Genomic DNA, 12,573 nt, shown 5'->3' on the forward strand with positions numbered 1-12,573 from the left:
CTGGTTGGCGATCCGATTGCGGTCGCCCAGTTCGTTCAGGTCGGTCTGGGAGAGGCCGCCCTCGTTCGTCGGGACGGCGACGTTCCCGCCGAAGAAGTTCCCGGACAATCCGACGAACATCCCGCCGACGAACCGGAGATGGTGGAGCCGGTCGCCGAGGGAACCGATTCACCGGAGCCGACCGAGCCGGGTTCCGACGACGGCGAATCGCCGGAGCCGGCATCCGAGGAACCGGAATCCGAGGAACCGGCCGACGATGCCGAGGGCGACGAGAACGCCGCTGCGGGCCTGTTCCAGGCCGCCGGGTTCGCCTCCCTGCCCATGAGTCCGCAGGACGAGACAGAAACTCCGCAGGAGAACGGCGAGGAAAACCCCGCCGGCGAGCAGCCCCCCGCGGAGTCGCCGGAGGAAGCGTCGGCCGAGACCGCTGAGGAACCGGCCGACGAGGAAATGACCGAGGAAGAGTCCCCCGCCGAGGAAACCGCGACCGACGGACTGGCCGCCGAGGAAACGGCCGCCGAAGAGCCGGCGACCGAAGAGCTGGCCGCCGAAGAGCCGGCAATGGAGGCGCCGCAGGACGAAACCGCCGCGGACGAGTCCGACGCCGAGCCGCCGGCTCCGACCGCGGATGACGAAGGCGACGGGGACGAGGCCGCCCCGCCCGCCCCCAAGCCCGAAGAGTTCCTCCCGCTGGACCCGGCTCGCCGGGAGGCGATCCGCGCCCGATTGAAGCGGGAGGCCGTCTCCGAGGAGATGACCCGCCGCATCAACGCGGCCCGGGACGCGATGTACGTCCTCGGCGAGGAAGTGTGGGCGAACGTTCCGAACCCGGAAGACCCCACCGTCGAACTCTCCGAGGAAGAAGTCGCGGAACTTCGCACGGAAGCCCGCGCCACGATCGCGCAGCGGATGGAGGCTTACGCCAAGAAGAACGGGCTGACGTACAAACGACTGCCGTTCCTCAGCTATCCCGAACTCGTCGAGGGCGAAGAGGGAGCGACCGACGACGAGAAAGCCGACGACGAAACGGCCGACGGCGATGAGGATGAGGAGGAGAACGACGTCGGTCGCGAGTCGGTCGGCGCCGCGATGGCTCCGTCCGAGAATCAGTTCCAGCAATCCGGTCTGGCGATCGACCCGCTCGCCGCGAACCTGCGTTCGCCGTTGTTCAGCGACGTGCGGATCGGCGAGACGCCGGGCGGGACCGCGCTGTTCGCCATCTGGAAGGCGGACCAGCGATTCGCCGAGGAGCAGGAGCTGACCGACGACGGCGTGCGTGAGCAGGTCGTCGAGGCGTTCAAGCTGCAGAAGGCGGCCGAAGCCGCCGCCGCCCGGGCCGACGTGCTGGCGAAGCAGGCCTCCGAGGAGGGCAAGACCCTCAAAGAGGTCGTCGAGGGCCAGACCGTGACCGGCAAGAAAGACGGGACGCCGCTGAAAGTCACGGAGACCGGCTCGTTCCTGCGACTGCGTGTGAATCGGCCGTCCGGCATTCAGGCGTTTATCCAGGGGCCGACGCCGGTGCGGAACCCGGTGCCGACGATGGAGAACGGCGTCGCGTCCGAGGAATTCCTCGACGCCGCGTTCGACACGCTCGAACCCGGCGAGGCGGCCGGCGTCCCCGGCGCCCAGCCGGACCGCTCGCTCGTGGTGGAACTGATCAGCCGCGAGCCGACCGACGAACGTCTCTCGGAGCTGTACGAAACGTTCCTGCAGAACGCCCGCGAAGATCCGCGTCTGTATCAGCAGGCCGGTGACGAGGTCCGCGGCGCCGCGATCAACGCTTTCGTCACGGGTCTGTTCGACAAGTACGGCGTGGACCGCGAGGCGATCGGGGCGTTGAGCCAGGATCAGTAATCCCGGCGTCCTCCCCGCCGGACGTCCGCGTCCGGCGGGGATCACGTTCCTTCCCACGCTGCCCTCCGAAAGTTCGTATCCCCCCGCATGACCGCCGCCGCCGTCGAATCCCCCGCCGCTCCCGCCGCCGTTGATCGGGCTTCGGCTCCGTCCGACCCGTTTGCCGAGGAATCGGCGAACGCGCCGACGCCCGGCGGACCGCGGGCGATGATCGAGGCGAAGGGTCTGTCGAAGTTCTACGGTCCGTTCGCGGCGGTGCGGGATGTGTCGTTCTCCGTGCCGGAGGGGCAGGTCTGCGCCTTCCTCGGCCCGAACGGGGCCGGCAAGAGCACGACGATGCGGATGCTGACCGGCTTCCTCGCCCCCAGCGCCGGCGCCGCGACCGTGGGCGGACACGACGTGGCGGAAGCCCGCATCGACGCCGCCCGCACCCTCGGCTATCTGCCGGAGAACGGGCCGCTTTATCAGGAGATGAGCCCCGCCGCGTTTCTCAGCTACGTCGGCAAGGCCCGCGGCATGGCGTCGGACCGGCTGAAGCCCCGGTTGGAGGCGATGAAGGAGGCGTGCAGCCTGGCGCCGGTTTGGGGCAAGCCGATCGCGAAGCTCTCCCGCGGCTACCGGCAGCGGGTCGGCATGGCGCAGGCGCTGTTGCACGATCCGAGCGTCCTGATCCTCGACGAACCCACCGGCGGACTCGATCCGAACCAGGTCGCCGGCGTGCGGGAGCTGATCGGCCGCCTGCGGGACGAGGGGAAGACGCTGCTGATCTCCACGCACATCCTGCGGGAGGTGCGGGCCGTCTGCGATCGCGTGCTGTTGATCAGCGCCGGCCGACTGGTCTTCGACGGGTCGGCCGACGACCTCGCCGGCAGCGAGGAAGAGATGGAAGCGAAGTTCCGCGAACTCACCGCTTCGCCTCAGGGGCGAGGGGAAAGGCGTAAGGCGTAGGTCACGCCTTCGTTCGTTTTCCCTTACGCCTTACGCCTCGCTCCTTTCCCTTCGCCGGGAAGACGCTCACCTCGAAATCCGCTCGCCGATGTCGACCGTCCTCACCCTGATTTTGCTGCCCGCGGTCCTCGCCGCCGTGGGGTTCGTGATCTATCGCCTCGTCGTCAGTCCGGCGCTACGGGCGGTGTTCTGGCGGACGTTCGCCGGCTATTTCAGCGGGGTGCTGGGGTATTTGTTCATCGTGGCCTTCACGGTCGCGGCGAGCCTGATGGCGTTCAATACGACCTTCTTCAGCGCGAACCTCGCCACGCTGGATCAACTCAGCGCCGGGTTCCCCGTCCTGCTGCTGTTTCTGGTCCCCGCGATCACGATGACGGCGTGGGCCGACGAGCGGAAACTCGGCACCGACGAGCTGCTATTCACCCTGCCGGCCAAAGAGGTCGACGTGCTGCTGGGCAAGTATCTGGCGACGTTGGCGGTTTATACGGTCGCGTTGCTGTTCAGCCTGACCAACCTGCTCGTGCTGTGGGCGATCGGGGCGCCGGACCCGGGGCCGATCTTCACCACCTACCTCGGTTACTGGCTGGTCGGTGCGGCGTTGTGCGCCGTCGGCGTGCTGTGCAGTTCGCTCACCAGCAGCCCGGCGGTGGCGTTCGTGCTGGGCGTCGCGGCGTGTGCGATCCCGGTGCTGATCGGCGATCTGCCGGCGAACGCCTTCGGCATCGCGTTGCCGGCCGGGTTCTTCCGCAGCCTCAGCGTGCCGGAGCAGTTTCGCGACTTCACGCTCGGACTGATCCCCCTCAGCGGGTGCGTGTATTTCCTCAGCGTCGCCGCGTTCTGCCTGTATGCGAATCACGTCGTCATCCGCCGCCGGCTGTGGGCCGGACGGCGGGCGGGGATGGGCTGGCAGTACCTCGTGCGGACCGTCAGCGTCGCCCTGCTGCTGATCTCGTTGAACGTGCTCGCCGGTCGCACCACGGCTCGGGCGGACCTCACCGCCGAAAACGTCTACACCCTCACCCCGGTCACTGACACGGTGCTCGGTGAGGTGAAAGCGGATCGCCCCGTGACGATTCAGGCGTTTCTCTCGCCGGAGGTGCCCCGGGCGTATGCGGCGATCCGCAAGCAACTGGTGGGCTTGCTGCGGGAATTCGACCGTCGCGGCGGAGACGCGGTGACGGTGCGGATCGTGGACGTCGAACCGTTCTCCGACGCCGCCGAGGACGCCCGGGCCTTCGGCATCGAACCGCGGGAAGTCGTCACCTCCAAAGACGGTCGGGCCGTGACGGACAGCGTGTTCCTCGGACTGGTCGTGACCGGGCCGGGGGATGAAGTCGTGGTGCCGTTCGTCGGTCCGGGCGCCCTGCCGGAGTACGAACTGACGCGCTCCGTCCGCACCGTCTCCGGCGAGGAACGCCTGACCGTGGGCGTCCTGCGGACCGACGCGAACCTCAACGGCGGCCAGCGGGACTGGCAGATCGTGCGGGAGTTGGAACTGCAATACGACGTGGAACCGGTCAGCCCGGACGGCGAGATCGACGCGGAGAAATACGACGTGCTCCTCGCCGTCGCCCCCTCCAGCCTCGAGGAAGAGCAAGCTGCGAACTTCCTCACCTACCTGCAGACCGGCAAGCCGGTCCTGATCTTCGACGACCCGTACCCGCTGACGCTGAACCCCGGCGGCAGCATCGCCAACGCCCCCCGCCTGCCCAAACCGCCGCCGGGCGGGATGATGGGGATGTTCAACCAGCAATCGCCCACCCCCAAGGCGGACGACGGCAAGCTGACCCACGTGCTGGCGGAACTCGGCCTCAAATGGCCGAACGACGTCATCGTTTACGACCCGTACAACCCGTATCCACAGTTCGGCGATCAGGTCAACGATCAGTATCTGTTCGTCCGCGACCGCGACGACACCGACGTCCACGAACTCAACCCCGACAGCCCGGTCACGCGAGGCCTCGATCAGTTGTTGATGTTCTACGCCGGCCCGCTGTCCCCGGCGGAGGGGAACGAAAAACAGTTCACCCCCCTGCTGACGACCGGCCCCGGGGGCGGGACGATCGAGTGGGAGAACTTCGCCCGCAGCAGCTTCGATCCGTTCGCCGGCGGGGCGGTGTTCGTCCCGAACCGCGATCCGCAGGGCGATCCGACCCCGCAGCCCAGCGTGCTCGCCGCCCGTCTCCAAAGGGAGGCGAAGGGCGAGGACAAGGGCGTGAACGCGATCTTCGTGTCGGACATCGACATGATCTCCGACCTGTTCTTCAGCCTGAGGGACGATCCGAACGCCTTGGAGCAAGGCTTGGCGTTCGACAACATCGCCTTCGTGCTGAACGCCGTGGACGTGCTGGCCGGCGAGGAGGCGTTCCTGCCGCTGCGTCGCCGCCGGGCCGATCGCCGGACGCTCACCGCCGTCGAAGCGGCGACCGCCCGGTTCCTGGAGGACCAGCGGAAGAAGACCGAGGCCGCTCAGGAAGCGCTGGACGAAGCCGTCGACGCCGCCCAGAACCGGTTCGATGCCGAGCGCGAAGCGCTGGAAGCGCGCGACGATCTCTCCCCGCAGGCGAAGGCCCAATTGCTCGACGCCGCGGAGCGCGAGGAGCAGCGCCGCTTGGCGATCGAGGAGGAGCGGCAGAATCAGGCGCTCCGCAAAGCGGTCAACCGGGCGGAGGATGAAAAGGACCGCCTCGTGCAGGCGACCGAGGGCCGCTTTCGGGCCTACGCCGTCGCCCTGCCCCCGATCCCCGCGATCGCGCTGGGATTGTTCGTGCTGCTGATCCGCCTGCTGAAGGAACGCCGCGACGTCGACCCGGAACGGCTCGTGTAGCCATTGTTTGTAGTGGCAGGCTTCAGCCTGCCCCGGCGAGCGCAGCGAGCCGGAAGCCGCATCATGTTTTCGTCCCCCCTGCGCGGCGGGGCGCCCTGAAGGACGCCACTACCAGCCTTCCGCCATGACCGAAACCGCCCGCACCGCCGTCTTCGCCGCCGTCGCGGCCGCCGCCGTCGTGCTCGCCGCCGTGCTCTCGTGGCCCGGGGCGACCGCGGAGACCGCCGGCTTCGAGCAGGTCGGCACCCCCTTCTTCACCGCGTTCGAATCGAACGCCGGCACTGACGATGAGACCGGTGACGAGCCCTCGGCGGGGAACCTCTCCAAGATCGGCCGATTCACGATCACCGCGTTTGATGCGGACACCGGCGCCATCCAGGACTTCCGCATCACGCGGGACGAGTCGACGGGCCTGTACGGCATCGCCCCCTACGACTACCCCGCCGAAGCCGCCGAAAAACTGGCTGAGGTCGCCGCGGCGCTCGGGTCGGTCAAACGGACGGCTTTGCAGAGCCGGCGCCAATCGGACTGGGCGGACCTCGGCGTGGTCGATCCGGCCAGCGAGGACGTCGGCCAACTGGAGGGTCGCGGCCTACGGGTCGAACTGACCGGCGACGACGGCAACCCGCTGGCGGACCTCATCATCGGCAAGCCGGTCGAGGATCGCGACGGCTACTTTTACGTCCGCGAACCCCGCGACGACAGCACCTACATCGCCAAGTTGGACGACCTCGATCTCTCCGCCCGCTTCCGGGATTGGGTCGATCCCGAAGCCCTGGAAGTCGCCGCGTCGGACCTCCGCAAGATCGTCGTTCCGGACGAAACAATCGATCCGCGGGCTGGCGAACTGCTGGTCGGCGACCCGCTGGCGCTCTCCCGGGAAGACGCCGCCGGCGAGTGGACCGCGGAGAGCCTGCCGGAAGGTCGCGCCGTCGATCAGGCGAAGGCGAACGCGTTGGCCAGCACCGCCACCGGTCTGACGATCGCCGGCGTGCGTCCCAAACCGAAGGGGCTGAAGCCGGACCTGACGCTCGACCCCGCGGTCGTGCAGACGGAACGCCAATACAGCGCGATCGTCCGCGACATCACCGGCAAGGGTTTCTCGATCCTGCCCACCCCGGACGGCGGCGGGCAGGTGATCGGCGAAGCCGGACAGCTGACCGTCGTCACCGACGAAGGCGTCGCCTACGATCTCGACTTCGGCGAGCTGTTCACCGGCAACAACTACGACTTCGCCGTCGGCGAGGCCGGCGAGGGCTACAAGACGCTCTCCGCGGAGAAGAAGGACGACGACGCTTCCGGCGAGGACGCCGACGAAGACGCGGAGCAGTCCCAGGGCCGCTACCTGTTCGTTATCGCCCGCCTGGACGCCGCCGCCCTCGGCGAGCCGCCCGTCGAACCGCAGCCCCCCACCGAGGACGAATCGGCCGCTGAGAAGAGCCCCGAGGACGCTGAGTCTGAGGACGCTGGGTCCGAGGGAGCGGACGACGCGGAGGACGCCGACTCGCCCCAGAAGCAGTACGAGCGCGAACTCGCCGCCTATCCCGCCGCGAAGCGGGCGTACGACGAGAAGCTCGCCGCCGCGAAGGAGCGGGTGGAGGAACTGAACCGCCGGTTCGGCGACTGGTACTACGTGGTCGACGCGGATGATGTGGTCGAGTTGTCCCTGACCCCCGCCGCGCTGCTTCAGGACGCCGCCCCCGCCCTGCCGGACGCCGGAGCCGGAAACTCGCCCAGCCCCGGGATGCCGGCGCCGATCGAAACGCCCGGCAGCTTGGAAGACCTCCTCAAAGGGCTCTCCCCCGGCATGCCGACGGCCCCGCCCGCCGACGGCGCGCCTGAGGAAGCGCCCCCAGCGCAAGACGCCCCCGAGGAAGACGCCCCGGCGGAGCAAGAGCAAGAAGGGACCGCCGTCCCGACGGAGCCGGCGATGAGCGATCGCTCGCCCGAGTCGCCCGAACCGACGCCTTCGCCTGAAAACCCGGCCCCCTCCGAGTCGATGGATACCGGCGACGCGGCTGCCGACGAAGCCAGCGGTGAGGCCCGACCGCCGGTCTCCGCCCCGCGACCGACCCCGCCCGCCGAGACCGACACGCCCGCCGAGTCGAAGGATCCCGAAGACTCAACCGATGAGGAGAGCGAACCGGGCTCGAACGACGGTGCGGACAGCGACGAAGAAACGGGCGCTGATGACGCGGGTTCGGCGGACGGACCGGGCGCCGCGTGAGAAATGAGGGTCGGCGGTCGGCGCCGGGGAGAACGGGACGGGTCGCATCGCGGCTCGGCGGTCGAAGCGTTTCCAGACGCTCGCCCCTGTCTCCCCGAGCCCCGGAGTTCCGCCATGATCCCCTTCGCCCCCGCCGCCCTCCTTCTCGTCACGTTCGCGCCCCCGGCCGCAGCCGACGCCACTCCCGAAGCCGTCGGCGTGGTGAGGGTCCGAGCGGCCCCCGTCTCCATCACCCGAACGGTGAAACCGGTCGAACCGGTTTGGCAGCCGGACCTCGCCGCGGCGTTCGCGCTGTCCGCCAAGACGGACAAGCCGGTGCTGGTATTGGTCGGGGCGGAGTGGTGCCATTACTGCCACAAGCAGGACGACGAAACGCTGACCGATCCCGCGGTGAAGAAGGCGCTCGCCGAGGGCTTCATTCCCGTGCGATTGGACGCCGACGACGACGAACGGGTGGTCGAGATTCTGCAGGTCGGCATGCTGCCCCAAGTGGTGATCCTCTCGCCCAAAGCCGATCTGCTGGGGCGTGCCAAAGGCTATCACACGCCCGCGAAGTTCCGGTCGGCGCTGTTGGCCGCGACGGCGAAGCACGCCGCCGCCAACGCCGCCCGCCTCGCCGCCGCCCCCGAGACGTCGACGACGCTCTAACCGTCGCTCGGCGCGAACGGCGATCGTACGAAACCCCTCCGGAGGTTGAAGATCGGGCGGTTCGGCGGTAGCGTCCGCGGATGCCTGCGCCCGCCACCGGACCCGACTCTGACGACAGCTGGGAAGATCTCGCCGGGGATCTCTTCGGGATTGATCTGACCAAATCCGCCGCCGCGGAGGAGGACGACGACGACTTTCTCGATCTCCCCGCGCCGAAGTCGAAGAAGGGCGGCGGCGAAGTGACCGCGGAGAAGGAGGTCGCCGCCCCCACCGCCGCCCGCGTGAACCACGCCGGCGACGCCCCCGCCGAGGACGAGGTCGAAGCCCTCGACGCGGCGGACGACGATTCCGACGACGACGCGGACGACTTCGACGACGATCCGCTGGCGGACCTCGGCGACGGGTTCTTCGACGACGACGAAGAGGACGTCGACCCGGCCCCCAAGCGGTCGCGCAAGCCCGAACCCAAAGCGGAAGAGCCGAAGCCGAAGCGCTCCCGCTCCCGGGCGGCTTCCAAAGACAAGGACGACGACGCGGAGGAGAAGCCCTCCCGCCGCCGTCGCTCCGCCAAACCGGCGCCGGCGAAGGTGGAGTCGAAGGTCGACGAGGACGACGACACGTCGGACTTCTTCGGTTTCGGCGATGAGGACGAGGACGAAGACGACGCCCCGGTCGCCGAAGAGGCGGAGATCGACGAAGACGAGGACGACGACGCGTCGGACGACGACGAGATCGACGCCGCGGGTTCCGACGAGTTCTGGGAAGCGTTGGACGACTGGGACTGGGACGGCGGCGGCTCTTCCGATGAGAAATCGAAGCCCTCCCGGTCCGGTTCCCGCAGCGAATCGACGTCGACTTCCAGCCGGTCCTCCCGGCGCGGTCCGGCCCGCGACGAGTCCGAGAAGCCGAAGCGGCCCCGCCGTGGACGCCCCGCCGCGGTGGAGGACGACGAGAAGCCCAAAGCTCCCGCCCGTCGCAGCCGGACCGAAGCGTCCGACGACGAGGAGTCCGATCGTCCCCGTCGTCGCCGCGGCCGTGGCCGCGGCCGGTCGAAAGACGCCGAGCCGGCTCGCTCCGAGAAGGCTGAGGAGAAGGACGAGTTCGCCGCCGCCTTGGACGATGCCGAGGACGATGGTTTCTCCGCGGGCTTGGCCGACGAGTCGGACGACGATTCGAACGATCGCCCGACGCGCGCCTCGGAGTCTGACGACGACGAACGCCCCCGTCGGCGTCGTCGCCGCGGACGCGGCGGCCGCTCCCGGAATCGCGAAGAGACTCGCTCCGAGAGCGACGAGACGTCGGAGGACGAACCGGAAGACGACGCCCCCGCGGGCTTCGACGAGGATGCGTCGGACGACGACGACTTCGGCGATCTCGGGTTCGGCGACGACGAGGCGGACAGCGACGAAGACGAACGCCCGGCCCGCTCGCGTGGCGGCCGTTCGCGTCGCGGCTCCCGGTCGTCCGGTTCGCGTTCCTCCCGCGACGAACGCCGTGACGGCGGCGAAGCGGTCGACTACGGCGACGTGCCGACCTGGTCCGACTGCATCGCCTCCCTGAGCTTTGGCGGCGGCAACCCCGACAGCGGCGGCCGAGGCGGTCGCAGCCGCGGCGGCCGCAGCCGGCGGTCCTAGGCTCCATCTCCGAACGCGGCGGGTTACTCGCCGTCTGTCGTTTTGTTAGCGGGCGGATCGAACCAGATCCGTCGGCCCCAGTCGTCGCGGAATGACGTCGCAAGCGCGGTGCGGCCGGCCGCGAAGAACCTGTCCGGAAGCGTCACGTCGCGGGCTACGTTCGCGGCGCAGAGGCGCAGGCCGTCGCGATGTTCCGTGAACAGGGCGAATGCCAAGGTTCCGGGGATCTCCGTATCACGGCCTCTGTCGAAACTGGCTACGAGATAGCCGTCCGAACATGGGACGGCGTCGGCAACCGCCTTGTCCTCATAGAACGGCCATTCGAGTTTCTCTTGGTGGACGACCACGCCGCGCGGGAGATCCATTCGCGAGATCCCGTCCGACCGTAAAAACGCGACGGTCCGGTCCGCCGCGTTCACCCGGCAGGATAGCGTGCCCAAGCTGCCCGGGAACGCGGCGTGCGCGACGACTCGACCGGTGTCCGCCTCGAACGTCAGCACGTGGGTCAGGGAGCTGTACGGCCCGAACTTAGAATTGTCGGTCACCGTCACGCACGCCACGACGATCAGGCCGTCCCCGATGTCCGCCGCATCGCAGAGCGCGCCGAAGTTCTCGCTGTGCTTGATCGCTCCGGGCAGCACGTCGACCGCCAGCGCTCTCACGGGGCCAGGTTCGTTTCCGAAGACTGAAATGTGCTCCGGAAACCCCTTCCCGCCGGCGGCGACGACAATCTCCGACTTCCAAGGTTCGCCTTGCCGCTTCGGGTCCAAGGTCCGCTCAAGGACGAACCGTGTCGATCTGCGGACTGGGCGGAGCAACCGAAGACCCGCGTGGAACTCTCCTTCTGGCGCCGGGGCGGAGCCATCCCCCGTCAACCATTTGTCGGGCAGCGGCAAGATCGTCACGCCCGGGGCGTCGCCGCCTTCGCTTGAATCGATCGCCAAACGCTTTCCGTCGCCGCTGATCGCGAACCGCCCGGGATCAGCCACGCCGTGCCGTAAGCGACCGACGATCTTGCCGTCCGCTCGTACGTCTCGGATCAGGAATCGATCGGTCTGTTCGGTCCGGTCGCTGAACACGTCGTGCTGTTCGACCCATTCGTGTTCGATCAGCAATGGAACCCCGCCGGCTCCCTCGATCAAGACCGTCGACTGGGGGTCGTGGAGAACTTCCGGCAACGGGGCGATCTTCAGATCGCGGTCGCGACAGGGCGTTTCCGCCCCATCTGCGGGCGGTCCGGACGACAGCAGGGTGAGCAGTAGCGGGGTGAGCATGGCAGCAGATCGTTCGGCTTGAGTTCGTTCCTCAAGCGGTCTTGAGGTGCTCCGCGACGGCGTCGGCGGTCGGGGATTCGATCACGCCGCGTTCGGTGATGAGGGCGGCGATCAGATCGGCGGGGGTCACGTCGAAGGCGGGGTTGTAGGCCTCGGCGCCGTCGGCGGCGGTGCGGAGGGCGCCGTAGTTCAACACCTCGTCGGCGTCCCGCTGCTCGATGGGGATGTCGGCGCCGCGGGGCAGGTCGCGGTCGAAGGTGCTGGTGGGGGCGGCGATGTAGAACGGCACGCCGAACCGCTGCGCCATCACGGCGAGGGGAAAGGTGCCGATCTTGTTGGCGGCGTCGCCGTTCGCCGCGACGCGATCGGCGCCGGTCACCACGGCGTGCACCCGACCGGTCGCCAGCAGGCTGGCCGCGGCGGAGTCGCACAGCACGGTCGTCGGCACGCCGCGGCGGGTCAGCTCCCACGCCGTCAGGCGGGCGCCCTGCAACAGGGGGCGAGTCTCGTCGGCGTACACGCGCACTCGTTTGCCGGCGGCGGTTGCGCGGCGGTGGGCCTCGAACAACACGGACAGCGCCGTCCCGTCCCCCGCCGTCGCCAGTCCTCCGGCGTTGCAGTGGGTGAGCAGGCCGAGTTCCCCGCCCGGCCCATCGATCGGCTCCGGGAAGTCCGGCAACAGGTCGGCGCCGTTCCGGCCGATCGCGGCGCACATTGCCCGGTCCTCCTCCTCGATCGTTCGGGCCTCGGCGAGTAACCGCTCGGCAGCATCTTGCGGGGCGAGGTCCGGCTCCAAGGAGAGCACGCGGCGACAACGGGCCAACGCCCAGAACAGATTGACCGCCGTCGGCCGGCTCGCGGCGAGCTTCTCAGCGCTCGCGTGCAGGGCGGCATCAAAGTCGGCCCGCGAGCCGCCCGCGGCGAGGGCGTCTCTCACCCCCAACACCAGCCCGTACGCCGCGGAGACGCCGATCGCCGGCGCTCCTCGGACGCTCAACCGGCGGATCGCGGCGAAGACGTCGTCATCGGTCCGACAGGCCAGCGCGACCACCTCCCCGGGCAAGAGAGTCTGATCCAGCAGTTCGAGCGTCCCGTTCGGCCCCTCGCCGATCCAGCGAAGCGTGGGCGGGGCCGTCGGTGCCGGGGGCGAAGTCATCGAAG

The 12,573-nt window shown here is 69.1% G+C and carries 8 protein-coding genes; 6 read left to right on the forward strand and 2 right to left on the reverse strand.

All coding sequences use genetic code 11. The annotated features are described in order from the left end of the window. Nucleotides 1-138: 138 nt before the first annotated feature. From LzC2_RS07090 to LzC2_RS07115, 6 genes are all read left to right on the forward strand, one after another. Nucleotides 139-1,854 carry a hypothetical protein gene (locus tag LzC2_RS07090; protein ID WP_206678598.1) on the forward strand — a complete coding sequence of 572 codons (1,716 nt, stop codon included), beginning with the start codon at nt 139-141 and terminating at the stop codon, nt 1,852-1,854. A gap of 207 nt (nt 1,855-2,061) precedes the next feature. Next, nucleotides 2,062-2,802 (forward strand): ABC transporter ATP-binding protein, encoded by a 741-nt coding sequence (locus LzC2_RS07095; protein ID WP_171185307.1) that lies wholly within the window; start codon nt 2,062-2,064, stop codon nt 2,800-2,802. An 88-nt stretch (nt 2,803-2,890) separates the two neighbouring features. Then, on the forward strand, nt 2,891-5,629 hold the full coding sequence (locus LzC2_RS07100; protein ID WP_171185252.1) for a Gldg family protein: 2,739 nt from the start codon (nt 2,891-2,893) through the stop codon (nt 5,627-5,629). 124 nt (nt 5,630-5,753) lie between these two features. Continuing rightward, nucleotides 5,754-7,856 carry a DUF4340 domain-containing protein gene (locus LzC2_RS07105; protein ID WP_171185254.1) on the forward strand — a complete coding sequence of 701 codons (2,103 nt, stop codon included), beginning with the start codon at nt 5,754-5,756 and terminating at the stop codon, nt 7,854-7,856. Nucleotides 7,857-7,970: 114 nt separating this feature from the next. After that, complete coding sequence (locus LzC2_RS07110; RefSeq protein ID WP_171185257.1) at nt 7,971-8,504, forward strand: thioredoxin family protein; 534 nt, start codon at nt 7,971-7,973, stop codon at nt 8,502-8,504. An 80-nt stretch (nt 8,505-8,584) separates the two neighbouring features. After that, the gene (locus tag LzC2_RS07115) at nt 8,585-10,138 is read left to right on the forward strand and encodes a hypothetical protein (protein ID WP_171185259.1); all 1,554 of its coding nucleotides are present in this window, start codon (nt 8,585-8,587) and stop codon (nt 10,136-10,138) included. A 23-nt stretch (nt 10,139-10,161) separates the two neighbouring features. Here LzC2_RS07115 and LzC2_RS07120 read toward each other — a convergent pair whose 3' ends face one another. Together LzC2_RS07120 and mtnA are read right to left on the reverse strand one after the other, a co-directional pair. After that, nucleotides 10,162-11,412: a hypothetical protein gene (locus tag LzC2_RS07120; protein WP_171185261.1), complete on the reverse strand. Its 1,251-nt coding sequence runs from the start codon at nt 11,410-11,412 to the stop codon at nt 10,162-10,164. Between the two features lie 31 nt (nt 11,413-11,443). Beyond that, the gene (mtnA, locus tag LzC2_RS07125; protein ID WP_171185263.1) at nt 11,444-12,568 is read right to left on the reverse strand and encodes an S-methyl-5-thioribose-1-phosphate isomerase; all 1,125 of its coding nucleotides are present in this window, start codon (nt 12,566-12,568) and stop codon (nt 11,444-11,446) included. Nucleotides 12,569-12,573: the final 5 nt, after the last annotated feature.

This window comes from Alienimonas chondri (genome assembly GCF_013036045.1).
Classification (GTDB): Bacteria; Planctomycetota; Planctomycetia; order Planctomycetales; family Planctomycetaceae; genus Alienimonas; species Alienimonas chondri.